A 24,620-nucleotide genomic window follows, 5' to 3' on the forward strand; every position below is an offset into this window, starting at 1 on the left:
TCAGCCTTTCCGGAAGGCGTCGATCACCAGGCCGCGCAGCCAGCGGTTCGCGGCATCGCCATCGGCCGAGGCGTGCCAGTAGAGATAGAGGTCGAGCGTCGGCACCCGGAAGGGAAACGCCACCGCCTCGGTCCGGAGGCCTCCCGAGAGGAGCGGGACGTAGCGTTCGGCCATGGTGACCACGAGATCGCTCGTGGCAACGACGCGCAGCGCAGCGAGATAGTTGCGGCAGCGCAGCCGGATGCGGCGACTGAGGCCGCGCTTGGACAGCTCGACGTCTTCCAGGCCCGGCCCCTGCCGGCGCGACGTCACCATCACATGGTCCTGCTCGAGATAGCGGTCGAGCGTCAGCCCCTTGCGCAGCGCGGGATGGCCGCGCCGCATCACGACCGCCGGCCGGTCGGCGCTGATCTTCTGGCGGCGCACGCTGTCGGCCAGCGGCAAGGCGATGTCGATGGCGAGGCTCACCGTGCCGTCGGCGAGCGCGCTTTCGACCTTGCGGCGGCGGACCTGCACCGTGCGCAGGGCGATGCCGCGGCCGGCGCGGGCGATGCGGCCCATGATGGCCGGCAGCATCAGCGTCTCGGTGGGATCGCGCAGGCTGATGGTGAACTGCGCGTCCGACGTCGCGGGATCGAAGCGGCCGGCGCCGGCGACCAGCCGGTCCAGCGCGTCCAGCCCCTGGCGCAGCGGCGCCACCAGCTCGCGGGCGAGCGGCGTCGGCACCAGCTTGCGGCCTTCGCGGACGAGGAGCGGGTCGCCGAACATCTGGCGCAGGCGGGCCAGCGAATGGCTGATCGCCGACTGGCTGAGGTTCAGCCGCTCGGCAGCGCGCGTGACGCCGCCTTCCGAGAGGATCGCGTCGAGCACCCGCAGGAGTTCGAGGTCGGCGCGCCGTTCATGAGCCATATGAATGGATATCCATGACAAACCACCATTTCCCTCATTGTCGGGGCGCGCCTAGCGTCGGGTCAACCCAACTGCAGGAGACCCGTCATGGAGTTCGTTCATTCCGACAAGGTCAAGGCGCTGCAGGAACAGGTCGGCGCCTTCATGGACGCGCACATCTATCCCAACGAGGAGCGCTACGAGCGCGAAGTGGCGAGCGGCGACCGCTGGCAGCCCAGCGCGCTGATGGAGGAGCTGAAGGCGAAGGCGCGCGCCGCCGGACTGTGGAACCTGTTCCTGCCCGGCGACCATGGCGCGGGCCTCAGCAACCTCGAATATGCGCCGCTGTGCGAGATCATGGGTCGGTCCAAGATCGCCCCCGAGGCGTTCAACTGCTCGGCGCCCGACACCGGCAATATGGAGACGCTCGCCCTCTACGGCACCGAGGCGCAGAAGAAGCAGTGGCTGGAGCCGCTGCTCGCCGGCACCATCCGCTCGGCCTTCGCCATGACCGAGCCGGCGGTCGCCTCGTCCGACGCGACCAACATCGAAAGCTCGATCGTGCGCGACGGCGACCACTATGTCCTGAACGGCCGCAAATGGTGGACCACCGGAGCGCCGAACCCGCACTGCAGGATCCTGATCTTCATGGGCAAGACGGATGCGCGGAGCCCCGATCGCTACCGCCAGCAATCCATGATCCTCGTGCCGCGCGACACGCCGGGCATCACGGTGCTGCGCAGCCTGCCGATGTTCGGCTACGACGACGCCCCGCACGGTCATGGCGAGGTGCTGTTCGAGAATGTCCGCGTGCCCGTCGAGAACATGCTGCTGGGCGAGGGGCGCGGCTTCGAGATCGCCCAGGGCCGCCTCGGTCCCGGCCGCATCCATCACTGCATGCGCGCCATCGGCGCCGCCGAGCGCACGCTCGAGAAGATGTGCAGGCGCGTGAAGTCGCGCGTGGCCTTCGGCCGGCCGATCGCCGAGCAGACGGTGACCCTGGAGCGCATCGCCGAGGCCCGCATCATGATCGAGCAGGCGCGGCTCCTCGTGCTCAAGGCCGCCTGGATGATGGACACGGTCGGCAACAAGGTCGCCCGTCCGGAGATCGCCATGATCAAGGTCGCGGTGCCCACCATGCTGACCAGGGTCACCGACATGGCGATCCAGGCCTTCGGCGGCGCCGGCGTCTCGGACGATTTCGGCCTCGCCTACACCTACGCCTCGGCCCGTTCGATGCGCATCTTCGACGGCCCGGACGAGGTGCACCGCAACCAGATCGGCAAGCTGGAGCTGGCGCGGTACAATTGAAGGGCGCGGCTCGAAGAAGGGAAGGGTCCCTCACTACGTCGGGATGACAACATTGTTGGAACTGGCGCAGTGCCTCGCCGAAGAAAACGCTGTCATCCCGAACGTAGTGAGGGACCTTTGCGTTACGTGCGATGGCCTTCGCTGTAAACAAGACGCCCCTCGTGCGTCGCGAGATAGCTCAGGGTGCCAATGTCGTTGCGCCGCCGTTCGAACACGCTTCGGCGACAGGGAACGATGTCGAGGGAGACAGCCGGGTCGCGAGGAATTTCGCCGGTCACGGACAGGGATCGCGATCCTTCAGGTACATCGTCCGAAACAATGACCAGGAAATCGTAATCACTGTCGACGTTCGCGTCGCCGCGAGCGCGGCTGCCGAAGAGATAAATTGCTTCAGGCGCCATCGCGTTCACGACGCGGGCGACCATTCGATCGAGGACATCAGTCTGTCTGACGCTCATGGATGCATCATACACCATGGGCGATCGGTCACTATCGCTCCGGAGCCGCCAGAACCGCCCACGCGGCATCGGCGAAGAACGCCGTGTGGGCGCTGAGCGGTCCTTCGAAGCGGCCGTAGACCTTGTAGGTCGCGGGTTGCATCACGGTGCCGATGGCCGAGGCGGCGGCCAGGTCTGGGTCGCGGGCCGGGATCTCGCCCGCGACCATGGCTTCGGCGATGACCTCGCGCACGACATCGACCGGGTTGGGCGTGCCATTGGGGACCATCGCCAGGAAGAGGTGCTGGGTGAGCAGGTGGTAGGCGAACAGGGACCAGTCCCTGTCCGCCCAGTCGCAGTAGCAGCGGACGATGGCGTCGATCTTGTCGCGCAGGCCCGCGACCGGCTGGTGGGCCTCGGCCAGTGCCTCGGCCAGCGCGCGGTGGTGGCCGAGGAAGATGTCGAGGGCGAGCTGCTCCTTGCTGGGGAAGTAGCGGTAGATGGTGCCCTCGGCGATCGACGCCGCCATGGCGATCTCCCGGGTCGTGGTCTCGGCGACGCCGCGTGCCACGAACAGGGTAAGGGCCGCGCGCTCTACGCGGGCTTTTGTCTCTTCGGCTTTGCCCATGCGCCGCAGTCTATGAGGGAGCGCTCACTCGGAAAAGCGGAGGCGTTGTCTTCGGTGTCGCAGAGCCAGCGCCAATCGATGACCCAGTCATGGGTTGCTACGGGTGCTTGAGTAGCGTCGCTCTGGAGCTTGAGGAATTCGTCGAAAGACCGGCGGATGAACATGCCAACCTCCTTAGTGAGTAGGCGCTCACAAATTAAGTGAGTGATCACTCAATTTCAAGTGGCATTGTGCTTTTCCTCATGATTCGGGTGGCCCGGTTGGCTTTGTGCGTGGACGCCGATGGAGGCCCTGCCTATGGTCCGCCTACCCAGACGATCCCTGTGGGAGAGCCCATCCGCGAGGATGGCGCCGAAGGAGCAACCGGCCCCGGAAACTCTCAGGCAAACGGACCGCAGGAGGATGGGTCTCTGGAAAGTGGCAAGCGCCCCATTCGGCGCGTGCCCACCGACGAAGTAAGCCGGCCCTCTTGGAGAGGCTCCCGGCGAATCTTTCAGGTCTCCGGACAGAGGGGGTCGCGAACGGCGCATTTCGTGCGTCGTGAAAGCGCGACTCCGGTCGCGTGTAACGCGACTTCGACGGAGACTCTTTTGACCGAAACACCCGCCGGCCCCCTGAAGCGCACGCCGCTTTACGATCTTCACCGCGAGCTGGGCGCGCGCCTGGTACCGTTCGCCGGCTACGAAATGCCGGTCCAGTATCCGACCGGCATCCTGGTCGAGCACAATCACACCCGTACCGCCTGCGGCCTGTTCGACGTCTCGCACATGGGCCAGGTCCGCCTCACCGCGAAGTCCGGGCATAACGCCGCCAAGGCGCTCGAGACCCTGGTGCCGGGCGACATCGCGGGCCTGCAGCCGGGCCAGCAGCGCTACACCCAGTTCACCAACGATGCCGGCGGCATTCTCGACGATCTGATGGTGACCAGCACGGGCGACCATCTGCTGGTGGTCATCAACGCCGCCTGCAAGGACGAAGACCTCGCGCACATGCAGAAGCATCTCTCGGCCACCTGCGAGGTCGAGCCGATGTTTTCGCGGGGGCTGCTGGCGCTGCAGGGGCCGCAGGCTTCCGCGGTCCTGTCGCGGCTGGCGCCGCAGGTCGCGACCATGAAGTTCATGACCGGCGCCTATGTCGTCATCGACGGCGCGCGCTGCTACGTCACGCGCTCGGGCTACACGGGCGGCGACGGCTACGAGATCTCGACGCCGGCCGAGCAGACCGACGCCATCGCGCGCAAGCTGCTCAGCCATCCCGAGGTGAAGCCGATCGGACTGGGCGCCCGCGATTCGCTGCGGCTCGAAGCCGGTCTCTGCCTCTACGGCCACGACATCGACACGACCACCACGCCGGTCGAAGCGGTGCTGCTGTGGAGCGTCGGCAAGGAGCGGCGCGTGCAGGGTGGCTTCCCAGGTGCCGCGACCGTCCAGAAACAGATCGCCGAGGGCTCGGCGCGCAAGCGGGTCGGCCTGCTGCCCGAAGGTAAGGCGATCGCGCGCGAGGGCGCGGAGATCGTGATCGACGGCAAGACCGTCGGCATCGTCACCTCGGGCGGCTTCTCGCCGACCCTGGGGCGCGCCGTCGCCATGGGCTACGTCGAGCGCAGCCAGTCAGCCAACGGAACCAAGGTCGATCTCATGGTGCGCGGCAAGCCCGTGCCGGCCGAGATCGTGCCGATGCCTTTCGTCAAACACACCTACTACCGCGGATAGGAGATCAAGATGGCCGAGACCAAGTACACCGAAGAGCATGAGTGGATCCGCGTCGAGGGCGATGTCGGCACGATCGGCATCACGCAGTACGCGCAGGAGCAGTTGGGTGACGTCGTGTTCGTCGACGTGCCCGCCGCCGGCCGCAAGGTCGCCAAGGGCGAGGCCTGCGCCGTCGTCGAATCGGTGAAGGCCGCATCCGACATCTACGCGCCGGCCACCGGCGAGGTCGTCGAGAGCAATGCTGCACTTGGCGACACGCCGGGCGACGTGAACGCCGAGCCGACGGGCAAGGGCTGGTTCTTCAAGATGAAGCTCGCCGACAAGGGCGAACTCGCCGGCCTGATGGACGAGGCGGGCTACGACGCCTTCGTGAAGGGCCTCGGCTAATCATCGCTGGGGGCGCGCCACTCCAGTGGCGCGTCATGGTCGATGTCCGGGAAGATCGCGCCACTGGAGTGGCGCGCCCCCAGCAAAGAGCATTCTAGGAGCTTCAATGCGTTATCTCCCCCTCACCGATGCCGATCGCCGCGAGATGCTGAGCGTGATCGGCGCCAAGTCGGTCGACGAGCTGTTCCGGGACGTGCCGGCCTCGGCGCGACTGGCGGCCAAGGTCGGCGGCCTGCCCGATCACCAGGGTGAGCTCGAAGTCGAGCGCGCCTTCCAGGGCTTCGCGGCCAAGAACCTGTCGCCCGCCTCGACGCCGTTCTTCATCGGCGCCGGCGCCTATCGCCATCATGTACCGGCGACCGTCGACTACATGATCCAGCGCGGCGAGTTCCTGACTTCGTACACGCCGTACCAGCCGGAGATCACGCAAGGGACTCTGCAGTACCTGTTCGAGTTCCAGACCCAGGTTACCCTGCTCACCGGCATGGAGGTCGCCAACGCCTCGATGTACGACGGCTCGACGGGAACGACCGAAGCCGTGCTGATGGCCAACCGCATCACGCGCCGCCACAAGGCGCTGATCTCGGGTGGGCTGCATCCGCAGTATCGCGCCATCATCGAGACCACGGCCAAGTGGGAAGGTTTCACGGCGAATTTCTCGAAGACCGACGCCGAGGGCCTGGAAGACTTGATCGCCTCGGTGGATCGCGACACCTCCTGCGTGGTCGTGCAGAACCCGAGCTTCTTCGGTCATGTCCGTGACTTCACCAAGCTGGCGGAAGCCTGCCACGCCGCCGGCGCGCTGCTGATCGTCGTCGTGACGGAAGTCGTGTCGCTGGGCCTGCTGACGCCGCCGGGCGAGATGGGCGCCGACATCGTGGTCTGCGAGGGCCAGTCGATCGGCAACGGGCTGGGCTTCGGCGGTCCTTATGTCGGCCTGTTCGCCACGCGCGACAAGTACATGCGCCAGATGCCGGGCCGCCTCGTCGGCGAGACCGTCGATGCCGACGGCAAGCGCGGCTTCGTGCTCACCCTCTCGACGCGCGAGCAGCATATCCGTCGCGAGAAGGCGACGTCCAACATCTGCACCAATGCCGGCCTTTGCGCGCTGGCCTTCACGGTGCATCTCACCCTGCTGGGCGAGGCGGGTTTTACCCGGTTGGCCGAACTGAACCACGCCAAGGCCTCGCAGCTCGCCGACAAGCTTGCGGCGATTCCCGGCGTCGCGGTGTTGAACGACAGCTTCTTCAACGAATTCACCGTGAAGTTGCCCAAGCAAGCGGCCGAAGTGGTCGAGGCGCTGGCGGCCAAGCGCATCCTGGGCGGCCTGCCGGTGTCGCGCCTGATCCCGAACGACCCCTCGGTCGCGAACCTGCTGCTGCTGGCGGCGACCGAAACGGCGACCGATGCGGGCATGGACCCGCTTGTCGCCGCGCTGAAGGAGGTGCTGTGATGGTACAGTCGCTTGATCGTAGCCAGGGTCGCGCTGGCAGCGTCGCCACCGGCTCCGTCAACACGCACGGCACCTTCACCGGCAACCGCGCGCTCCAGATCGAGGAACCGCTGATCTTCGAGATGGGCCAGGCCGGACGCTGTGGTGTCGACCTGCCGGAAGCTCCCAAGGTGAAAGACCGGCTGAACGGAATGCGCCGCAAGGGCGCGGTCGGCCTGCCCGGTCTGTCGGAACCGCAGGTGGTGCAGCACTACACGCGCCTCAGCCAGAAAAACTACGCCATCGACATGGGCGTCTACCCGCTGGGCTCGTGCACGATGAAGCACAATCCCCGCATCAACGAGAAGGTCGCGCGCCTGCCCGGCATCGGCGATCTCCATCCGCTGCAGCCGGTCTCGACCGTGCAGGGCGCGCTGGAGCTGATCGACGGGCTGGCGCACTGGCTGAAGACCCTCACCGGCATGCCGGCCGTGGCGATGTCGCCGGCCGCCGGCGCGCATGGCGAGATGTGCGGCATGATGGCGATCGCCGCGGCCCTCGAGGCCAAGGGCGAGCGCGCGAAGCGCAAGACCGTGCTGGCGCCCGAATCGGCGCACGGTACCAACCCCGCGACAGCGGCGGCGCTCGGCTTCGTCGTGAAGCCGATCCCGGCCAACGATCGCGGCCGCGTCGACCTCGCCGCGCTCAAGGCGGCGCTGGGTCCCGACGTGGCGGCGATCATGCTGACCAACCCCAACACCTGCGGCCTGTTCGAGAGCGAGATCGTCGAGATCTCCAAGGCCGTGCACGAGGCGGGCGCCTATTTCTACTGCGACGGCGCCAACTTCAACGCCATCGTCGGCCGGGTGCGGCCGGGCGATCTCGGCATCGACTGCATGCACATCAACCTGCACAAGACCTTCTCGACGCCGCATGGCGGCGGCGGGCCGGGTGCCGGTCCGGTGGTGCTGTCGGCGGCACTGGCGCCGTATGCGCCCTATCCGTGGATCGTGAAGGACGGCGACACGTGGCGCGTCGCCGAAGACGGCGCGAAAGTCGATGGCACGCCGCTCGGCCGCCTGAAAGCCTTCCACGGCCAGATGGGCATGTTCACGCGCGCGCTGGCTTACATCATGAGCCACGGCGCCGACGGGCTGAAGCAGGTCGCCGAGGATGCGGTGCTCAACGCCAACTACGTGATGGCCGCGCTGAAGGACGTGATGAGCCCGGCCTTCGAGGGGCCGTGCATGCACGAGGCGCTGTTCGACGACAGCTTCCTCAAGGACACGGGCGTCAGCACGCTCGACTTCGCCAAGGCGATGATCGACGAGGGCTATCACCCGATGACCATGTACTTCCCGCTGGTGGTGCATGGCGCGATGCTGATCGAGCCGACCGAGAGCGTGGCCAAGGAAGACCTCGACCAGTTCATCGGCGCGCTGCGTTCGCTCACCGAGAAGGCCCAGACCGGCACCGCGGCCGAGGCCTTCAAGGCCGCACCGCTCTACTCGCCGCGCCGCCGTCTCGACGAGACGCTGGCGGCCCGCAAGCCGGTCCTGCGCTGGAAGCCGTCGAACAATCCGCCGGGCACCGATCCGCTGAAGCAGGCGGCGGAGTGACAGGCGCGAAGCGCCCATCATCCTGAGGCCAGAGGCCGAAGGATCCTTCGCTTCGCTCAGGATTGCCCGATCGGACCGCCGGTCCGATCGGGCAAGAAAAAGCCCCCGCCTTGCGGCGGGGGCACCAGGTTGCCCGCTCTTTTATTTTGCGGGCGATCCCTATTTTCTAAAAGTCAGTGCAGACGGCGCGGCAGCTCGGCGATCGATTCGTCGATCATCGCCTGGGTGCGGCCGGCGCCGACCTGTTCCTTCAGCAGCGAGCGGGTGGCGGCGAGCGCCACGTCGACGGCCATGTTGCGCACTTCCCGCGAGGCCTGGGCCTCGGCCTGGGCGATGCGGTCCTTGGCCTGCTGCTCGCGGCGGGCGATCAACGCTTCGCGCTCCTCGGCGGCATGCTGAGTGAGACGCACGGCTTCCTGCTTGGCTTGCGCCACGATCTCCTGGGCGAGCGTGGCGGAGTCGGCCAGGTTCTTCTGGGCCTCGTCACGCGCCTTCTGCGCCTCGTTGCGCAGCTTCTCGGCCTCGCCGAGGGTGCGCGCGATCAGGGCAGTGCGGTCGTCGAGGAGCTTGGTGACTCCCCGGACGAGCTGCTTGCCGGCGATCGCCAGGAAGATGAAGAAGGAGACGGCGACCCAGAACGTCGGATCGGAGAACAAGCCTCCGCCGCCGCCGTGTGCGTCCGCAGCCCATGCGGTACCGATCATGGCTTGCCTGCCTTTGCTGCCTCGTCGACGGCGCGGGCAACCTGCGCGGGATCGGCCGATCCCACCAGCTTGCCCAGAACCGCCGCGGCGATCTCGCTCGACATGCTGCTGAGGCCCGCGAGGGCCTGCGTGCGCTGATCGCCGATCCGCTTTTCAGCGGCGACGATGTCGGCGCCCAGCCGGTCGCTGACTTCGTGCAGCTTGGCCGAGGTCTGGGCCGCGGCGGCTTCCGATGCGGCGCGGATCAGGCCGGAAGCCTGGCCGCGTGCCTCGGTGAGCGCCTTGTCCTGATCGGCTGCCGCCGCACGAGCGGCGTCGTTGGCCTTCTGGGCGGCGTCGAGATCGGCCTGGATCTTGTGCTCGCGGCTTTCGATCGTCGCGCCGATCTTCGGCAGGACGGCCTTGGCCATGAGGAAGTACAGAACGGCAAAACACACCACCAGCCAGAAGATCTGGGTGGGGAACTTCGTGACGTCGAACTGCGGCATGCCGGCCGCCTGCGCGGCAAACGGCAGCCCGATCAGGGCTGCCGCGGCGACCGAAGTCCGGAGTGCCTGAACGGGCACGATCGAACTCAGGCGAAGAGGGCGATCAGCGCGACGATCAGCGCGAACAGCGCGATGGCCTCGGTGACGGCGAAGCCGATCCAGATGTTGGCGCCGATTTCGGCCTTCGAGGCCGGGTTGCGCGACAGCGCCGTGATGTAGCTCGCCCAGACGTTGCCCACGCCGATGCCGGCGCCGATCATGCCGATGGCGGCGAGGCCTGCACCGATGAACTTGGCGGCTGAAGCGTCCATTTCTATCTCCTGTTTTCTCTTGGCTTTGACGTGGTGGATTGATGGGCCGGTTGGATGATTACGGGCGCCGCTACTAGTGCAGGTGCAGCGCGTCGTGCAGGTAAATGCAGCAGAGGATCGTGAAGATGTAGGCCTGCAGCAGCGCGACCAACAGCTCCAGCGCCGTGATCGCGACCAGGACGGCCAGCGGCACGAAACCGAAGAAGCCGAGCGCCACGACGAAGCCCGCCAGCACCTTCAGCAGCACGTGGCCGACCGTCATGTTGGCGAACAGTCGGACCGACAGGCTGATCGGGCGGCTGAGGTAGGAGACCAACTCGATCGGGATCAGGATCGGCGCGGTGAACAGCGGCGCGCCGTGCGGGAAGAACAGGGAGAAGAAGTGCAGGCCGTGCTTGAACAGGCCGATCAGGGTCACGCCGAGGAACACGACCATCGCCATGAAGAAGGTGACGGCGATCTGGGACGTGAAGGTGTAGCCGTAGGGCAGCATGCCGAGGATGTTGCCGAACAGCGTGAAGATGAAGAGCGTGAAGATGAACGGGAAGAACTGCTTGCCGCCCTTGCCGACATTGTCCCGGATCATGTTGGCGATGAACTCGTAGAAGAGTTCGGCCATCGCCTGGATGCGGCCCGGGATCATCGCGCCCTTGCCCGCACCCGCGAACAGCAGGCCCGACGATAGGACCACGGCGCCCATCATGAAGATGGCGGAGTTGGTGACGGCGATATGGTGGCCACCGATGCTGAACAGCGGGGCGCTTAGGTCCTGGATAGCAAACTGCTCGAGCGGGCTGGCCACGTTACTCTATCCCCAAATCAGCTCTTCTTTTCATCCTGGGCCGCCTTGCTGCGCCGCTCTTCAGCCTGCGCAACCCGGTAGACGTTCAAGAACGCCGCACAGCATCCCAGTACGAACCCCACGATCAGCAACCAGGGCTTGGTCCCCAACCACCGATCAGCCATCAGGCCGAGAAAGGCCCCCGCAACGACGCCCGCCACCAGTTCGACTGCGATCCGCATGCCGACGCCCAGCTTTTCGCCTCCGGCGCCGCGCGATGCGGGTCTCGACGACTGGCCCGTTCCCGCCTGGTAGGCCTGCCGGACGCCTTTCAGGCGCCGATCCAGCTCGTCAGGGGTCGATTTCCGATCGTCCTCAGCCATAACCGGATGCTCCGCTCCGGGCTTTCCATCGCCACCCCATCGACGCGATGCGGTCACAATGAAAAACGCGCCGGAACCTATGGGCAGGCCCGCGGGGTGTCAAGCGCACGCGACGATGTGACAAGGCCCTGAAATGCAAGCCGGTCCGCCCTTTAGCGCTTCAGGACGGAGAACCGGGCGTCGCCGTCGCGGTCCACCTGCGGAACCAGGTCGACCTCCCAGTCAAGGTACTGACGCATGGCGGCCTCCACGTCCTCCTTGAAGTCGTAGGGCCGGTACCAGACGTCGGTCGGCGGATCGGCCATCCGGATATGGCCGGTCTCGACCTCAAAACCGCTTTCGCGCCAAGCCTTCATGCCGCCTGTCAATATGGCGACCGGCAGGCCCCCGGCCAGGCCGGCGATTTCCGCCGCGGCCAGGGCGCCGATTTCGGCATCCGGCGCCGAGACCACGATCCTGGAGGCGCCCGCTTGCTTGGTGAGCATTTCCGGCAGGGTGCGTGCGATATTTGCACGCACGGCGAACCAGGCGCCCGGCACGTGGCCGTCGCGGTATTTCAGGCTGGTGTCGAGGTCGACCACTAGGGTCGTGGCCAGCGACTTCTGCAGCTCGGCGGCGGTCACGCTCGCGACCTTCGGCACGGCGAAGCCCGCCGGGTAGCGCGGCTCTGCCTCGGTCGTGAGCTCGCCGGCCGTGGGCTTGTGGTCGAGCACATAGGTCTCGTTCCAGCCCATCTGCAGCAGCCAGTGCGCCGTCATGGTGGCGCGAACGCCGTCATTGTCATGCAGCACGATCGTGGCGTTGCGGGCGCCGACATATTGATCGGTCGCCTGCACGAGCTGGCCGCCGGCGGCATGGCGGAAGCCCTTGAGATGGCCTTGCGCATATTCGGCCGGATCGCGCACGTCGAGGCGATAGAGCGGCCCGCCCTTCTTCTCGAGGGCGGCAAGGCCGGCCCTGTCGATCTTCCGGATGCCCATCTTGCCCGCGATGTTCGCCGCGGCGGCCTGCGCGAACGTCGCGGCCTCCGGTCCCTGCGGGCCGAAGCTCCTGGTCTCGCCGCGTGCCACCTGAAGGCCGGCGAGGTGCCAGCCCATCGTGCCGTTCTTAAGCGCCATCACCTTGTTGGGCAGGCCGGCATTGATCAGCGACTGCGCGCCGATGATCGAGCGCGTGCGGCCGGCGCAATTGACGACGACCAGCGTCTCGGGCCGCGTCACGAAGTCCTTCACGCGATAGACCAGCTCGGCGCCGGGGCAGTCGATGCCGCCGGGGATCGACATATTGGTGAACTCGGGCAGCGGCCGCGAATCGAGGATCACCATGTCGGCCTTGGCATCGATCATCTTCTGCACGTCGGCGGCATCGATGCGCGGCGTGTCGTTGCCGTGCTCGACGACCTCGCCGAATGCCTTGCTGGGCACGTTGACGCCGGTGAACACCTCATAACCCGCGTCGCGCCAGGCTTTCAGGCCACCGGCCATGACCGCAAGGTTGGTGTAGCCGAGGCGGCTGAGCGTCGCGGCGGCGCGGTTGGCGCGCCCCATCTGGCCTTCCTCGCCATCGTCCATCAGCACGATGCGCGTGTCGGGATCGGGCAGCAGCGCCAGCGCCCGCGGCTCCAGGCGCGACAGGGGAAGGGGCGTGGCGAACAACGGATGGCCCTGGGTCGAGAACTGGCCTTCCTCGCGCACGTCGAAGAACGCGAAGATTTCACCCGACTTCAGCATCTCCTTGACCTGCTGCACCGTGAGCAGCGGCGTCAGGATCTTCGCTTTGGCCATGAAGCGCTTGGCGGTGCCGGTGCTCATGTCGACGGTCAGGCGGTCGGGCAGATGCTCGAGGCTGAGGCCATAGAAGTGAAGGTGCAGGGCATTGCCAGAACCGACCGGCGTCTCGATGTGGTGGAAGTCGTCGGGCAGGAAAGTGATCACGTCGCCGCGCTTCAGCGTCTTCTCCTTCGACGGCGCCTCGCGCAGCTGCACGACGTTTTCCTGCGCGCCATTGTCGAGTCGTTCGTAGACGACGTTGCGCTCGGCGCCGTGGACGCCGGCGATGATGGCCCAGGTCGTGTGATTGTGCGGCGGCACCTTCTTGCCGGGGCCGCCGGCCGAGGCATAGAGCGCGAAGCGATGGTCGGGATCCTCGCTCAGGCGATAGATGCCCCCCTCGGCGCCCAGCGGGAATTCCTCCTGCGGGAAGAGATCGGCGCGGCTGGCCAGCGACGACAGGAGGCCGCCGATCTTGTCGAGATTGGCGTAGGTCACGCCCGACTTCTCGATGGTGCGGGCTTCGTCGATCAGTCGCCGGACGGCGGCGGCACGCTCTTGATGCAGGGTCATCGGGTCCTCCGTTGGGTACAGTATAGGCACACCAGCCCTTGTCGCCCCAGCCAGAGTCAAACTACGGTGCGCCATGCGAACAACCCTTTCCGCCGTCCTGATCGGGGCGGCCGCGCTCATGGTAGGGCCTGCCTCGGCGCAGACCGCCAAGAAGCCGGTCCAGACCCAGGCGACCAAGCCCGCCACGACCAAAGCCGCCGTGACCCGGCCGGCGGCTCGACCGACCGGACGCCCCGCACCTCGTGCCGCGGTCTATGTGCCGCCGCCGCCCGTTCTCGAACTCGATGAGAATGCGGTCGTCGCCGATCTCCCGACTGTTCTGGATAATGAGACGCGCGACCGCTATCGCCGCATCTTCCAGGCGCAGCAGTCCGGCAACTGGGCGCAGGCCGATGACGAGATCCGGCAACTGCAGGACAAGACCCTGATGGGCTATGTCGGCGCCCAGCGCCTGCTGAGCCCGAGCTATCCCGCGCGGTACGAGCAGCTCGCCGCCTGGCTTCAGGACTACAACGACAATCCTGACGCGCCCGCGATCTACCGGCTTGCGCTGGCGCGGCGCACGCCGGGCGGCGCGGAGCTGACGCCGGCCACCTTCGTCGGCACGACGCCGGGTTCGCCCAACTTCGCGGCGGCGCGCACGGTGAACGGCGCCGATGCCGGTCGCGCCGCCGAGCTGCGTTCGCGCCTGCAGAGCATGGCCGACGATGGTGGCTTCAATGCCGCCTTCGTCCTGCTCGATCGCAAATCGTCGAGCGAGATTCTCGGGCCCCAGGAAGTCGAGCTGTGGCGCGGCCGTCTGCGCACGCGCCAGCTCGAGGCCGATCCGCAGCGGGGCGTGCAGATCCCGGTCGAAGCCAGCATGCCGCCCGACGCCAACTGGAATGCCGCGATGACGGCATTCACGCGCGGCAACATGGCGGAGGCTGCCCGACGTTTCGAGCTCGTCGCCGACGCTTCGCCGGACCAGGCCTCGTCGTGGACGCTGTCCGCCGGCTCGTTCTGGGCGGCGCGCGCCAACCTGCTGGCCGGCAATCCGCAGAAGTACGCGCCCTACCTGAAGCGCGCGGCGCTGCATGGCCGCACCTTCTACGGGCTCGTTGCCCAGAAGGCGCTGGGCATGCAGATCCAGCCCGACTTCGAGGTGCCGGCGCTCGACCGCCGCCGCACCGACCTGCTGCGCGACGACCGCGCCGCCCGGCGCGCGCTGGCGCTGCTGCAGCTCGGCGCCACGACGGCGGCGGAGCGCGAACTCTTCGCCGCGTCGATCGACAACGATCCGCGCTACATCGAGGCGGTGATGGCGCTGGCGCTCAAGGCCCAGCTGCCCGCCCTCGCGGTGAAGGTCGGCAACGCCAACTGGGACCAGCGCCACAACATCAAGGGCTATGACGGCGGCATGTATCCGATCCCGCCGTGGCAGCCGTCGAGCGGCCAGAGCGTCGACCGTGCGCTGGTCTATGCCTTCATGCGCCAGGAATCGGCGTTCAATCCCAAGGCGCGCTCGGTCGTCGGCGCGATGGGTCTGATGCAGCTCATGCCGGCGACGGCCCGTGCCGTCTCGGCCCGCTACGCGCCGGAGACCGCGGGCGCCAATCCGTGGGATCCGTCGGTCAACGTGTCGCTCGGCCAGGCCTATATCTCGATGCTGCTGAACGAGACCGACGGCAATCTCGTGCGCACCACCGCCGGCTACAATGGCGGGCCGGGCAACGTGATGCGCTGGGACAATTCGCTGAACGCCTCGCAGGATCCCCTGCTTTATATCCAGTCGATCCCGCTCCACGAGACGCGCGACTTCGTGCAGCGCGTGCTCACCAACTACTGGATCTACCAGCTTCGTCTCGGCCAGCCGACGCCGTCGCTCGACCAGATCGCCTCGCACGACTGGCCCCGTTACATCGCACAGGACGGATCGCGCTGATTATGTTGCCGCTTTCAGGCGTACGCGTCGTCGAGTTCTGCCAGGTCCTGGCGGGACCTTATTGTGGAATGCTGCTGGCCGATCTCGGCGCCGAGGTGATCAAGGTCGAGCCGCCGGAAGGCGACATGATGCGCCAGTGGCCGCCGATCACAGAAGGGTCCCAGGGGGGCTACAGCGAGAACTTCGCCTCGATCAATCGCAACAAGCGCTCGGTCGTGCTCGATCTCAAGGATCCGGCGCAGAAGCAGGCGGCGCGCCAGCTCATCCTCTCCGCCGACGTGGTGCTGGAGAACAACCGGCCGGGCGTGATGGATCGTCTCGGCCTCGGCTACGAATCCTTCCGCGCCGAGAAGCCCGGCCTCGTCTATTGCTCGATCTCGGCCTTCGGGCAGAGCGGTCCGCGCTCGGGCGAGGGTGGCTTCGACGTAACGGTGCAGGCGATGAGCGGCATCATGAGCGTGACCGGCGAACCCGACGGTGCGCCGGTGAAATGCGGCGTGCCGGTCTCCGACACCGGCACCGGTCTCTACGCCGCCTTCACCATCGTCTCGGTGCTGCGCCGCGTCGCGGGCGGCGGGCTGGGCGCGCATATCGATGCCTCGATGCTGGGCTGCAGCCTTGGCATGGCCGCGCTTCAGACCAGCGAGTTCTTCGGCACCGGTAACGATCCGAAGAAGCTGGGCTCGGCCCATCCGCGCAATGCGCCGTACCAGGCCTTCAAGGCGGCGGACGGACATTTCGTCATCGCCGCCGGTAACAACAAGCTTTGGGAGTCGGTGACGAAAGTGATCAACCGCCCCGACCTGTTCGCCGACCAGCGCTTTGCTACCACGCAGTCGCGCGCTGCCAACCAGGTCGCGCTGAAGGATATGCTCGAGGTCGAGTTCGCCAGGAACGGCGTCGACCATTGGCTGGGCGCCTTCGAAGCGGCCGGCGTGCCGCACGGGCGCATCAACACCTACAGCCAGATCCTGGCCGACCCGCAGGTCGCGCACATGGGCTGGGTCGAGGAGATGGAGTTACCGTCCGGTGTGAAGACCAAGACCTTCGGCAGCCCGGTTCGCATCTCCGCCACCGACATCTCGAAGCGGCGCGATCCGCCGGGCCTCGGCGCCGACACCGAGGCGATCTTCGGCACCAATTTCCTGCGAAAGGCCGCGGAATGAGCATCGACCGTCTGCGTCGCTTCATCGGCGACATGACCTCCCTCACCGGCGGCGCCTGGCAGGACAAGGACGAGAAGGCGATCGTCGAGGTCGGCGCGAAGCTGCTGGGCGAACTGTGCAAGCACGACGACTGGCTGCCCGAGCAGGCGGCCAAGGTGCCGGCGCATGGCTACGCGCAGAACCTGCTGTGGTGCGATCCGTTCGAGCGTTTCTGCGTCGTGAGCTTCGTGTGGGCGCCCAAGGCCAACACGCCGGTGCACGATCACGAGATGTGGGGCCTGGTCGGCATGCTGCGCGGCTCGGAGACTTCGCTTGCCTTCACGCGCCATCCCGAGACCGGCGTGCTGGTGCCGGGCGCGCTCACCAGGCTGGAACCCGGCGAGGTCGAGGTGCTGATCCCGGCACCGCGCAACCCGGCCGGCGACATCCATCAGGTGACGAACGCGTTCGACGATCGCGGCTCGATCAGCATCCATGTCTATGGCGGCAATATCGGCGCGGTGCGCCGGCACACCTACGACGTGAAGACGGGCCAGCCCAACCTCTTCGTGTCGGGCTACACCAATCGCGAGCAGCCCAACATCTGGGACCGCTCGGCCGAGGTCCGCGCCGCCTCCTGAGGTTCGCGTACCGGCACGGCTCCCTTGACCTGACACCGGCCCGGCAAGCACTGTCTCCTCCTATAAAAAAAGGAGGAAACAGGATGCTTCGTAGAACCGTATTGAAGGGCGGCACCGCTTTGGCTGCCGTTTCCGTCGCCGCGCCCGCCATCGGCCAGTCGAGCAAATGGCCGGCGCGCGAGATCTCGCTGATCAATCCCAACGCGCCGGGCGCTTCGACCGACCTGACCGCGCGCATCATCGCGCAGGCGCTCGAGAAGCGGCTGAACGCCACCGTCATCGTGAAGAACGTGGTCGGCGGCGCAGGCGCGCTGGGGCCTACGACGCTCGCCCAGGCGACGCCGGACGGCCACACGATCGGCCTGGTGGCGATTTCCAGCCACGTCGCCGTGCCGAACATGATGAACGTGCCCTACGATCCGTGGAAGGCGTTCGACATCATCGGCCAGGTCGCGGCGCTGCGTTATGGCGTCGGCGCACGCGCCGACGGGCCGATCAAGTCGATCGAGGACCTTGTCAACCAGGGCAAGCAGAAGCAGCTCACCTACAGTTCCAACAACGTCACCAATGTCGTGGCGATGTTCCAGCTCGCCAAGCTGAGCGGCGCCAAGCTGCGCTGGGTCGTCTTCCCCGGCGGCGTCGAATCGGTGACGGCGGCGATCGGCGGCCATGTCGATGCCGTCATCCAGACCGTCTCGGAGATGCGGCCGCAGATCGAGGCCGGCAAGCTGCGCTTCCTCGCTTCGGCGGCCGAGGCGCGCTGGCCCGACTATCCCGACGTGAAGACGCTGCGCGAGCTGGGCTACGACGCGGTCAGCAACGGCCCGTTCGGCTATGCCTTCCCGGCCGGTGTCGATCCGGCAATCAAGGAGCGCATGGACAAGGCGCTGGCCGACGTCATGAAGGACGATTCGGTGACCGGCCAGATCGACAAGCTCGGCATCCAGGCGATCTATCGCGACGGCAAGGAATACGGCGCCCTCCTGAAGAAGATCGAGACGGAGCTCGTCCCGATCCTCAAGGAAACCGGCATGGCCAAGAAGGCATGATGAAGCTGAGCGGCACGCGGATCGCCACGCTCGGTCTCTTGGGCGCGGCGCTGATCGGCCTGTGGAAGGCGATGGAGCTGGAAAGCTGGGGCTTCGACGGTCCCGGCCCCGGTTTCTTCCCGCAGCTCATGGCCGGCATCTGCGTGGCGCTCGCTGTTATCGTCCTGGCCTTCCCGGGCCAGGCCGGCGAGACCGAGGGCGGCGACACCGACGACGTCGAGGGCACGAAGGAATCCAACCGCACCTTCGCCGTCTACATCGCCACCTTCGCCGTGTTCGCGCTGGGCGCGACGTTTGCCGGCTTCGTCGTCACGACCGTCGCGGTGACGGTCGTGATCATGCGCTTCGCCGAACGTCGGTCGTGGCTGTCCTCGATCGGCTACGGCGTCGCCTGCGCCGCCGTCGGCCTCGTCTGCTTCGGCTGGCTGCTGCGCGTCGACCTGCCGGAAGGCCCGATCGAGCGCACCTTCTACACCTACGTTCGCTGAGGCCCGACGCATGGAAGCGCTGCTGGGCGGCTTCGCCACCACGCTGACCCTCGACAACCTGTTCTACTGCTTCGTCGGTGCGTTCCTCGGCACCGTCGTCGGCATCCTGCCGGGACTGGGGCCGCTCACCACCATCGCCATCCTGCTGCCGATCACGTTCAAGATGGACGTGACCTCGGCCATCATCATGCTGTCGGGCATCTACTACGGCGTGGCCTATGGCGGCACCGTGACGTCGGTGCTGATGCGCATTCCGGGCGAGGCCTCCTCGGTCGTGACCTGCCTCGACGGCTACGAGATGGCGCGCAAGGGCCGTGCCGGTGCCGCCCTCGGCATCGCCGGTTTCGGCTCGTTCTTCGCGGGCACCGTGGGCGTCATCGGCATCTCCTTCCTGTCGCCGCCGCTTGCCGAGCTGGTCATCAAGTTCGGTCCCGCCGAGTACGCCACGCTGATGCTCGCGGGCCTCACCATGGTCACCTACATGTCGAGCGGCTCTCTGCCGCGCGCCTTGCTGATGGCGGCGTTCGGCCTGCTGCTCGGCACGATCGGCAGCGACCCGCTCAACATGACGCCGCGGCTCACCTTCGGCATCCTGGCCTTGGGCGACGGCGTGAACCTCGTGCCGCTGGCGATCGGTCTCTTCGGTCTCTCCGAAGTGCTGTTCATGGCGCGCCAGAAGCCCGACGAGATGAAGGTCCTGCCGCCGCCCTCGCACCTGCTGGGCTTCATGCCCTCGCGCGAGGAGGCGAAGCGCTCGGTCGGCCCGGTCGTCCGCGGCACGGTCATGGGCTTCCTGGTCGGCCTGCTCCCCGGCGGCGGCGCGGTGCTGGCCTCGTTCCTGTCCTACGGCATGGAGCGCAAGCTCTCGAAGAATCCCGAGGAGTTCGGCAAGGGCGCCGTCGAGGGACTGGCCGGACCTGAATCGGCCAACAACGCCGGCACGGCCGGCGCCTTCGTGCCGCTGCTCTGCATGGGCATCCCTGCGAACGCCGTCACGGCCCTGCTGCTCGGCGCCTTCATCATCCATGGCGTCACGCCGGGCCCAACCATCCTGGAGCGCCAGCCGCAGATCTTCTGGGGCGTCGTGGCCAGCATGTATATCGGCAACGTGATGCTGCTGATCCTGAACCTGCCGCTGATCGGCCTGTTCGTGCGCATCCTCGACATCCCGCGCGCCTATCTCACGCCGATGATCCTCGCGGTCTGCCTGATCGGCGTCTATTCGTCGAACGGCAATCCGGCCGACGTGGTGATCGCGGTGATCTTCGGCTTCGTGGGCTACGGCCTGCGCCGCCACGGCTTCGACCTCGGCATCGTCATCCTGGCTTACGTGCTGGGCCCGATCTTCGAGCGTTCGGTGCGTCAGGCGCTGGCGATCTCCGACGGCGACCCGACGATCTTCTTTCACAGCGCGCTGTCGACGGGCTTTGCGATCGTGGCGATCCTGCTGCTGGTCGCGGGGTTGTGGCCGAAAAAAAAGAAGAAGGCAGCCGGTTAGGCCGCCTTCGCTGGGGGCGCGCCACTCCAGTGGCGCGTCATATTCATATCTATTCTGCACGGAGCGGGCTCTCGCGCATATGAATGCGCTGCCGCCCGCCCATCCGCACAAACACTGACGCTTTGCGTCAGTGTTTGTGCGGATGAGGATGTGTCGGATCCACCCAGTAGACTTCCTCGACCTTCTCGGCCGGGGTGATGTCGATGTTGATCGCGACCGCCTCGTTGTCGGAACGGACCAGGACGCATTCCAGCGGCTCGGTGTCCGAGGCGTTGATCTCCTGGTGCGGCACGTAGGGCGGCACGTAGATGAAGTCGCCGGGGCCGGCCTCGGCCACGAACTGGAGCTGATCGCCCCAGCGCATGCGGGCGCGGCCCTTCACCACGTAGATCACGCTTTCCAGGTGCCCATGGTGATGGGCGCCTGTCTTGGCGTGGGCATGGATGGTCACCGTGCCGGCCCACAGCTTCTGCGCGCCGACGCGGGCGAAGTTGATGGCCGCAGCCCGGTTCATGCCCGGGGTCTGGGCGGTGTTGGTGTCGAGCGATCCGGCGGGGATGACCCGAACGCCGTCATGTTTCCAATCGGTCATGGGTGTCATCTAGGCCCGCCGGCTCGCTTCGACAAGCGAGGAAAGCTACACTGTTCGCATGAACAGAATTGATGAAACCAAGCCCTTCAAGCCGGTGAACATCGCCGTTCTGACCGTTTCGGACACGCGGACGCTGGAGACCGACAAGTCGGGCGACACGCTGGTCGAGCGCATCGCGCGCGACGGCCACATCCTGATCGACCGCGCCATCGTCACCGACGACATCGCCCTGATCCGCGCCCAGGTGCAGAAGTGGATCGACGATCCGCGCATCGAGGCGGTGATCTCGACCGGCGGTACCGGCGTCACCGGCCGCGACGTGACGCCCGAGGCGCTGGAGGCATTGTTCGAGAAGAAGATCGAGGGTTTCGGCGAGACCTTCCGCTGGATCAGCTTCCAGAAGATCGGCACCTCGACCATGCAGAGCCGCGCCACGGCGGGCGTCGCCAACGCGACCTACATCTTCGCGCTGCCGGGCTCGACCGGCGCCTGCAAGGACGGGTGGGACGACATCCTGCGCCAGCAGCTCGACATCCGCTTCCGCCCCTGCAACTTCGCCGAGCTGATGCCGCGCCTCAACGAAGGCAAGATGCCGCGCAGTGGCTGACATCCTCGCCGCGATCCGCGAGGGCGAGGAACTGCCGGCGACCGGCACGGCGCACGGTCATGTCCGGCTGAAGGACGGACGGCTCGCGCGGATCGCCTATGCCTACGATGACGATCCGACGGCCGCCGCGCGTTTGCATCTGCAGGCCGAGGCCTTCCGGCATCTCGTACCGGCCGGGCGCACGCCGAGGCTTCACGAGGTGATCGAGCCGCGGCCCGGATTGCCCGGTGGAGCGTTGATCGTCGACTTCATCGAGGGCCGGGCGCCGCGCCTGCCGGACGAACTCGACGCGATGGCCGACACGCTGGCGCGGATTCATTCGCTGCCGTTGCCCGCACCGGGCTCGCCGCTCCCGCGGCAGAACAATCCATTTCGCGCGACGCTTGATGTCGTGGAGGAGGGGGCCCGACGCTTTCTCGACAAGGCCGTCGGTGACACCGACGCCCTCGCCGAGATCGTCGAAGAACTCGAACTCATGCGCGGGATGGCGAAGACGGTGGCACATCGCCCGCAGCCGCTGTCGATCGCGCTGGCCGACACACATCCCGGCAACTTCATCGTCGATCGCGCCGGCATCGCCTGGTTCGTCGATCTCGAAAAGGTGCATGTCGGCTCGCCGGCGATCGACCTCGCGCACGCGACGCTTCCGACATCGACCGTCTGGCATCCCGATGTCGGCAAAGTCCTGTCGCGAGCCGAGGTCAAAGGCTTCTACGATTCCTATCTCGCAAAAGTCGGCGAGACGCGCGCCGCCGAGCTGCGACCCTGGCTGCAGCCGATGCGCCGGCTCACCTGGCTGCGCACCACCTTGTTCATGGCACGTTGGAAGGTGCAGACGGAGGCGCCGCGCGATCCGTCCGATCCCTCCCAATGGAGCGATGCCGGCTTGGCGCCTGAGATGCGGGCGCATCTGCGGTCGCGGATCGCCTTCGCCTTCGACTGTGAGACGATCCGCTCGATCCGCGCCGAGTGGCTATGACGGCCTCGGAGGGTTGATGGTTTCCGCCTTGAACGCGGCGCTACTTTCGTCCTCGGCGTGTACCAGGACCAAAACCGGAGAACCGCGGCGCTTTTCCAGCCAGGCGTTGGCCTCGGCGAAGAGGCTGCTCACAACGTCGTACTCCGGGTTATATATCGAGGCGACTCGCATAACATAGCGGCGAGGCTCTTCTTCTGAGTCGTCTCTCTCCGGGAATAAATGGATGTAGCCCCGGCGCCGTCCATCGCCGCCCACGGCGATGAAGATCGCAGAATTATCGGCCGTCGAGGCCCCTTCCACGGTGAGACGGGCTTGCGAGGTGAGCTCCTCATCCTCCGGCGGCGCGAGCTTGGCGATGAAATCGATGTCATCGTGAGTCGCAGTCCTGACCTCAATATCTGCCATCTGCTGTCTCTCGAAATGATAGGCGTCAGCACTCATATTAGATTGTATTAAATTATATTCATACAACCTATGGTATAAATGTGACGAGTGGCTAAAGCGGCTTCACCATGCGCAGCGTCTCGGTCTGGAAGCCGCGCCGCTCGTAGAACTCGACGGCGTGGCGATTGTCGGCGAACACGTCGAGGCAGAGGAAGCGATAGCCCTGCGCGCGGGCCCAGGTCTCGGCCGCCTGCATCAATCGGTGTGCGATGCCTTGGCCTTCGGAGCCTTCAGCAAGAGCCAGCAGCGAGACGTAGCCACAGGGCTCGTCCGTCACGCCGTCCTTGAAGGGGCGCATATGGATGTAGCCCAACCGTTTGCTGTCGGCTGACCATGCGACGAGCGTCTGCGCGGCCGGGTCCACGGCGGCGAAGGTCGATTCCATGTAGCGGTCCTGGAAGCCTTCCATGGCTTTGAGATCGTGCCACGCAGGGCCGGGCACGCCGGACAGGCGGGGCGACAGGCTCAACAGGAAGTCGCAGTCTTCGGGGCGGGCGGTGCGTAACTCGATGGCTTGCATGGCTTTCTCTCTAGGGATGGCTGTAGCGCGAGACAATGAACCCCTAGGGACAGTGGCTTGACTCGTTCCCTTTTTGTTCTAAGAGTCGGGCCATGAAAGAGCCCGTTCAGCCGCTTTATCCGGACGACCAGATCGCCGAGCCGCAGCACAACGGGCGCGGCGCGCTCAGCAACGCGACCAGCCGTTACGACGACGAGAAACGCATCCGCACCACCGATGGCTGGGACATCGAGGACGAGCTGCCGCCGTTGCGCACCACCCTGACGAAGGACGCGACGCGGACCATCATCGCGCGCAACAGCTCGCCCGACATTCCGTTCGACCGGTCGATCAATCCCTATCGCGGCTGCGAGCATGGCTGCATCTACTGCTTCGCGCGGCCGACCCACGCCTATCTCGGCCTGTCGCCCGGCCTCGATTTCGAGACGAAGATTCTCTTCAAGCCCGAGGCGGCGGCGCTGCTGACCGCCGAGCTCGCCTCGCCCAAATATCGCTGCGACGTTGTGGCGATGGGCACCAACACCGACCCCTACCAGCCGGTCGAGCGCGACCTCAAGATCACGCGCCAGATCCTCCGTGTGCTGAGCGACTTCAACAATCCGGTGGGCATCGTCACCAAGAACCACCTGATCACGCGCGACATCGACATTCTGGGCGACATGGCCAAGCGCAACCTGGCCGAAGTGTTCCTGTCGATCACGACGCTCGACCGCGACCTCGCCCGCACGATGGAGCCGCGCGCCTCCGCGCCGCATCGGCGGCTCGACGCGGTCCGCGAGCTGGCCGCCGCCGGCATTCCCGTCGGCGTGATGACGGCGCCGATGATTCCCGGCCTCAACGACCATGAAATGGAATCGATCCTCGACGCATCGGCGGCGGCCGGCGCCACGCGCGCGGGCTACACGGCGCTGCGCCTGCCGCTCGAGATCAAGGACCTGTTCGAGGAATGGCTGCGTGCCAACCGGCCCGACCGCGCCGAGCGCATCCTGTCGCTGGTGCGCCAGATGCGCGGCGGCCAGCTCTACAAGGCCGAGTTCGGCACGCGCATGAAGGGCGAGGGCCCGATCGCGCAATTGCTGAGCCAGCGCTTCGCGGCCTCGATCAAGCGCCTCGACCTCAATCGGGTCCGCTACCGCCTCGACACGATGCGCTTCGCGGTCCCAGCCACCGCTCGCACCGCCCTGGTCGACGCCAAGCGCGACGCGCGGCAGATGAAGTTGTTCTAATCATTGGAGCGCGCCACTCCAGTGGCGCTCATGAATCATGATTGCTGTCTCTTCTCCACATCTGACGCTGCCGACGATTGTATC

At 66.6% G+C, this 24,620-nt stretch carries 26 protein-coding genes and 2 riboswitches; of the genes, 14 read left to right on the forward strand and 12 right to left on the reverse strand.

From position 1 onward, the window contains the following. Positions 1–909 (reverse strand): LysR family transcriptional regulator, encoded by a 909-nt coding sequence (locus tag AC1ROX_RS25860; protein ID WP_493130668.1) that lies wholly within the window; start codon positions 907–909, stop codon positions 1–3. Positions 910–996: 87 nt separating this feature from the next. On the opposite strand from AC1ROX_RS25860, the gene AC1ROX_RS25865 reads away from it, so the two are divergent. Continuing rightward, positions 997–2,199 carry an acyl-CoA dehydrogenase family protein gene (locus AC1ROX_RS25865; protein ID WP_493130671.1) on the forward strand — a complete coding sequence of 401 codons (1,203 nt, stop codon included), beginning with the start codon at positions 997–999 and terminating at the stop codon, positions 2,197–2,199. 122 nt (positions 2,200–2,321) lie between these two features. On the opposite strand, the gene AC1ROX_RS25870 is transcribed toward AC1ROX_RS25865, so the two are convergent. Next, positions 2,322–2,657 carry a nucleotidyltransferase domain-containing protein gene (locus tag AC1ROX_RS25870; protein ID WP_493130673.1) on the reverse strand — a complete coding sequence of 112 codons (336 nt, stop codon included), beginning with the start codon at positions 2,655–2,657 and terminating at the stop codon, positions 2,322–2,324. A 31-nt stretch (positions 2,658–2,688) separates the two neighbouring features. Next, positions 2,689–3,264, reverse strand: coding sequence for a TetR/AcrR family transcriptional regulator (locus AC1ROX_RS25875; RefSeq protein ID WP_493130675.1), 576 nt, complete (start codon positions 3,262–3,264; stop codon positions 2,689–2,691). Between the two features lie 314 nt (positions 3,265–3,578). Beyond that, positions 3,579–3,669, forward strand: a riboswitch (glycine riboswitch). Between the two features lie 3 nt (positions 3,670–3,672). After that, a riboswitch (glycine riboswitch) is annotated at positions 3,673–3,775 on the forward strand. Between the two features lie 79 nt (positions 3,776–3,854). On the opposite strand from AC1ROX_RS25875, the gene gcvT reads away from it, so the two are divergent. The 4 genes from gcvT (at position 3,855) to gcvPB (ending at position 8,414) form a co-directional block, all read left to right on the forward strand. After that, positions 3,855–4,976 carry a glycine cleavage system aminomethyltransferase GcvT gene (gcvT, locus tag AC1ROX_RS25880; protein ID WP_493130677.1) on the forward strand — a complete coding sequence of 374 codons (1,122 nt, stop codon included), beginning with the start codon at positions 3,855–3,857 and terminating at the stop codon, positions 4,974–4,976. 9 nt (positions 4,977–4,985) lie between these two features. After that, on the forward strand, positions 4,986–5,363 hold the full coding sequence (gene gcvH, locus AC1ROX_RS25885; protein ID WP_493130679.1) for a glycine cleavage system protein GcvH: 378 nt from the start codon (positions 4,986–4,988) through the stop codon (positions 5,361–5,363). A gap of 106 nt (positions 5,364–5,469) precedes the next feature. Further along, complete coding sequence (gene gcvPA, locus AC1ROX_RS25890) at positions 5,470–6,816, forward strand: aminomethyl-transferring glycine dehydrogenase subunit GcvPA (protein WP_493130681.1); 1,347 nt, start codon at positions 5,470–5,472, stop codon at positions 6,814–6,816. Then, positions 6,816–8,414, forward strand: coding sequence for an aminomethyl-transferring glycine dehydrogenase subunit GcvPB (gcvPB, locus tag AC1ROX_RS25895; RefSeq protein ID WP_493130683.1), 1,599 nt, complete (start codon positions 6,816–6,818; stop codon positions 8,412–8,414). The genes gcvPA and gcvPB overlap by 1 nt, the downstream gene beginning before the upstream one ends. Positions 8,415–8,587: 173 nt before the next feature. Here gcvPB and AC1ROX_RS25900 read toward each other — a convergent pair whose 3' ends face one another. The 6 genes from AC1ROX_RS25900 to AC1ROX_RS25925 all read right to left on the reverse strand — a co-directional run bounded on the left by AC1ROX_RS25900 (position 8,588) and on the right by AC1ROX_RS25925 (position 13,423). Further along, the gene (locus AC1ROX_RS25900) at positions 8,588–9,118 is read right to left on the reverse strand and encodes a F0F1 ATP synthase subunit B family protein (RefSeq protein WP_493130685.1); all 531 of its coding nucleotides are present in this window, start codon (positions 9,116–9,118) and stop codon (positions 8,588–8,590) included. Continuing rightward, positions 9,115–9,684 carry a F0F1 ATP synthase subunit B family protein gene (locus tag AC1ROX_RS25905; RefSeq protein ID WP_493130687.1) on the reverse strand — a complete coding sequence of 190 codons (570 nt, stop codon included), beginning with the start codon at positions 9,682–9,684 and terminating at the stop codon, positions 9,115–9,117. Before AC1ROX_RS25905 ends, AC1ROX_RS25900 begins: the two co-directional genes overlap by 4 nt. An 8-nt stretch (positions 9,685–9,692) precedes the next feature. After that, the gene (locus tag AC1ROX_RS25910) at positions 9,693–9,917 is read right to left on the reverse strand and encodes a F0F1 ATP synthase subunit C (protein ID WP_020698011.1); all 225 of its coding nucleotides are present in this window, start codon (positions 9,915–9,917) and stop codon (positions 9,693–9,695) included. Between the two features lie 73 nt (positions 9,918–9,990). Then, positions 9,991–10,719: a F0F1 ATP synthase subunit A gene (locus AC1ROX_RS25915; RefSeq protein ID WP_493130689.1), complete on the reverse strand. Its 729-nt coding sequence runs from the start codon at positions 10,717–10,719 to the stop codon at positions 9,991–9,993. Between the two features lie 17 nt (positions 10,720–10,736). After that, positions 10,737–11,081: an AtpZ/AtpI family protein gene (locus AC1ROX_RS25920; RefSeq protein WP_493130691.1), complete on the reverse strand. Its 345-nt coding sequence runs from the start codon at positions 11,079–11,081 to the stop codon at positions 10,737–10,739. A gap of 152 nt (positions 11,082–11,233) precedes the next feature. Continuing rightward, positions 11,234–13,423, reverse strand: a complete 2,190-nt coding sequence (locus AC1ROX_RS25925; protein WP_493130693.1) for a rhodanese-like domain-containing protein — start codon at positions 13,421–13,423, stop codon at positions 11,234–11,236. A 118-nt stretch (positions 13,424–13,541) separates the two neighbouring features. On the opposite strand from AC1ROX_RS25925, the gene AC1ROX_RS25930 reads away from it, so the two are divergent. The 6 genes from AC1ROX_RS25930 to AC1ROX_RS25955 all read left to right on the forward strand — a co-directional run bounded on the left by AC1ROX_RS25930 (position 13,542) and on the right by AC1ROX_RS25955 (position 20,168). Further along, positions 13,542–15,347, forward strand: coding sequence for a transglycosylase SLT domain-containing protein (locus AC1ROX_RS25930; protein ID WP_493130695.1), 1,806 nt, complete (start codon positions 13,542–13,544; stop codon positions 15,345–15,347). Between the two features lie 2 nt (positions 15,348–15,349). Continuing rightward, positions 15,350–16,513, forward strand: coding sequence for a CaiB/BaiF CoA transferase family protein (locus tag AC1ROX_RS25935; RefSeq protein ID WP_493130698.1), 1,164 nt, complete (start codon positions 15,350–15,352; stop codon positions 16,511–16,513). Beyond that, positions 16,510–17,133, forward strand: coding sequence for a cysteine dioxygenase family protein (locus AC1ROX_RS25940; RefSeq protein WP_493130701.1), 624 nt, complete (start codon positions 16,510–16,512; stop codon positions 17,131–17,133). Before AC1ROX_RS25935 ends, AC1ROX_RS25940 begins: the two co-directional genes overlap by 4 nt. Before the next feature lie 83 nt (positions 17,134–17,216). Further along, positions 17,217–18,182, forward strand: coding sequence for a Bug family tripartite tricarboxylate transporter substrate binding protein (locus AC1ROX_RS25945; RefSeq protein WP_493130703.1), 966 nt, complete (start codon positions 17,217–17,219; stop codon positions 18,180–18,182). Continuing rightward, positions 18,179–18,670, forward strand: a complete 492-nt coding sequence (locus AC1ROX_RS25950; protein ID WP_493130705.1) for a tripartite tricarboxylate transporter TctB family protein — start codon at positions 18,179–18,181, stop codon at positions 18,668–18,670. The genes AC1ROX_RS25945 and AC1ROX_RS25950 overlap by 4 nt, the downstream gene beginning before the upstream one ends. Before the next feature lie 10 nt (positions 18,671–18,680). After that, positions 18,681–20,168 (forward strand): tripartite tricarboxylate transporter permease, encoded by a 1,488-nt coding sequence (locus AC1ROX_RS25955; protein ID WP_493130707.1) that lies wholly within the window; start codon positions 18,681–18,683, stop codon positions 20,166–20,168. 127 nt (positions 20,169–20,295) lie between these two features. On the opposite strand, the gene AC1ROX_RS25960 is transcribed toward AC1ROX_RS25955, so the two are convergent. Continuing rightward, a complete protein-coding gene (locus AC1ROX_RS25960) occupies positions 20,296–20,760 on the reverse strand; it encodes a cupin domain-containing protein (RefSeq protein ID WP_481881443.1) in 465 nt (154 codons plus the stop codon). A gap of 58 nt (positions 20,761–20,818) precedes the next feature. Between AC1ROX_RS25960 and moaB the strand changes: the two genes are divergently transcribed. Both moaB and AC1ROX_RS25970 read left to right on the forward strand, forming a co-directional pair. After that, complete coding sequence (moaB, locus tag AC1ROX_RS25965) at positions 20,819–21,367, forward strand: molybdenum cofactor biosynthesis protein B (RefSeq protein WP_493130711.1); 549 nt, start codon at positions 20,819–20,821, stop codon at positions 21,365–21,367. Then, on the forward strand, positions 21,360–22,346 hold the full coding sequence (locus AC1ROX_RS25970) for a phosphotransferase (RefSeq protein ID WP_493130713.1): 987 nt from the start codon (positions 21,360–21,362) through the stop codon (positions 22,344–22,346). Before moaB ends, AC1ROX_RS25970 begins: the two co-directional genes overlap by 8 nt. On the opposite strand, the gene AC1ROX_RS25975 is transcribed toward AC1ROX_RS25970, so the two are convergent. Both AC1ROX_RS25975 and AC1ROX_RS25980 read right to left on the reverse strand, forming a co-directional pair. Next, a complete protein-coding gene (locus tag AC1ROX_RS25975; protein WP_493130714.1) occupies positions 22,341–22,751 on the reverse strand; it encodes a hypothetical protein in 411 nt (136 codons plus the stop codon). The two genes, AC1ROX_RS25970 and AC1ROX_RS25975, sit on opposite strands and share 6 nt — an antisense overlap. A 91-nt stretch (positions 22,752–22,842) precedes the next feature. Next, positions 22,843–23,310 (reverse strand): GNAT family N-acetyltransferase, encoded by a 468-nt coding sequence (locus AC1ROX_RS25980; RefSeq protein ID WP_493130716.1) that lies wholly within the window; start codon positions 23,308–23,310, stop codon positions 22,843–22,845. 92 nt (positions 23,311–23,402) lie between these two features. Between AC1ROX_RS25980 and AC1ROX_RS25985 the strand changes: the two genes are divergently transcribed. Further along, positions 23,403–24,536, forward strand: a complete 1,134-nt coding sequence (locus tag AC1ROX_RS25985) for a PA0069 family radical SAM protein (protein WP_493130718.1) — start codon at positions 23,403–23,405, stop codon at positions 24,534–24,536. The last annotated feature ends 84 nt before the right edge of the window (positions 24,537–24,620 follow it).

Source organism: Reyranella sp. GW821-FHT14A01 (assembly GCF_058803965.1).

Coding starts and splice junctions, on each gene's coding strand:
- AC1ROX_RS25960 (WP_481881443.1), bottom strand. CDS start 20,760: ATGACCGATTGGAAACATGACGGCGTTCGGGTCATCCCCGCCGGATCG.
- AC1ROX_RS25925 (WP_493130693.1), bottom strand. CDS start 13,423: ATGACCCTGCATCAAGAGCGTGCCGCCGCCGTCCGGCGACTGATCGAC.
- AC1ROX_RS25910 (WP_020698011.1), bottom strand. CDS start 9,917: ATGGACGCTTCAGCCGCCAAGTTCATCGGTGCAGGCCTCGCCGCCATC.
- AC1ROX_RS25945 (WP_493130703.1), top strand. CDS start 17,217: ATGCTTCGTAGAACCGTATTGAAGGGCGGCACCGCTTTGGCTGCCGTT.
- AC1ROX_RS25920 (WP_493130691.1), bottom strand. CDS start 11,081: ATGGCTGAGGACGATCGGAAATCGACCCCTGACGAGCTGGATCGGCGC.
- AC1ROX_RS25950 (WP_493130705.1), top strand. CDS start 18,179: ATGATGAAGCTGAGCGGCACGCGGATCGCCACGCTCGGTCTCTTGGGC.
- moaB (WP_493130711.1), top strand. CDS start 20,819: ATGAACAGAATTGATGAAACCAAGCCCTTCAAGCCGGTGAACATCGCC.
- AC1ROX_RS25930 (WP_493130695.1), top strand. CDS start 13,542: ATGGTAGGGCCTGCCTCGGCGCAGACCGCCAAGAAGCCGGTCCAGACC.
- AC1ROX_RS25865 (WP_493130671.1), top strand. CDS start 997: ATGGAGTTCGTTCATTCCGACAAGGTCAAGGCGCTGCAGGAACAGGTC.
- AC1ROX_RS25860 (WP_493130668.1), bottom strand. CDS start 909: ATGGCTCATGAACGGCGCGCCGACCTCGAACTCCTGCGGGTGCTCGAC.
- AC1ROX_RS25940 (WP_493130701.1), top strand. CDS start 16,510: ATGAGCATCGACCGTCTGCGTCGCTTCATCGGCGACATGACCTCCCTC.
- AC1ROX_RS25870 (WP_493130673.1), bottom strand. CDS start 2,657: ATGAGCGTCAGACAGACTGATGTCCTCGATCGAATGGTCGCCCGCGTC.
- AC1ROX_RS25975 (WP_493130714.1), bottom strand. CDS start 22,751: ATGGCAGATATTGAGGTCAGGACTGCGACTCACGATGACATCGATTTC.
- AC1ROX_RS25980 (WP_493130716.1), bottom strand. CDS start 23,310: ATGCAAGCCATCGAGTTACGCACCGCCCGCCCCGAAGACTGCGACTTC.
- gcvPA (WP_493130681.1), top strand. CDS start 5,470: ATGCGTTATCTCCCCCTCACCGATGCCGATCGCCGCGAGATGCTGAGC.
- AC1ROX_RS25985 (WP_493130718.1), top strand. CDS start 23,403: ATGAAAGAGCCCGTTCAGCCGCTTTATCCGGACGACCAGATCGCCGAG.
- AC1ROX_RS25955 (WP_493130707.1), top strand. CDS start 18,681: ATGGAAGCGCTGCTGGGCGGCTTCGCCACCACGCTGACCCTCGACAAC.
- gcvH (WP_493130679.1), top strand. CDS start 4,986: ATGGCCGAGACCAAGTACACCGAAGAGCATGAGTGGATCCGCGTCGAG.
- AC1ROX_RS25875 (WP_493130675.1), bottom strand. CDS start 3,264: ATGGGCAAAGCCGAAGAGACAAAAGCCCGCGTAGAGCGCGCGGCCCTT.
- gcvPB (WP_493130683.1), top strand. CDS start 6,816: ATGGTACAGTCGCTTGATCGTAGCCAGGGTCGCGCTGGCAGCGTCGCC.
- AC1ROX_RS25935 (WP_493130698.1), top strand. CDS start 15,350: ATGTTGCCGCTTTCAGGCGTACGCGTCGTCGAGTTCTGCCAGGTCCTG.
- AC1ROX_RS25900 (WP_493130685.1), bottom strand. CDS start 9,118: ATGATCGGTACCGCATGGGCTGCGGACGCACACGGCGGCGGCGGAGGC.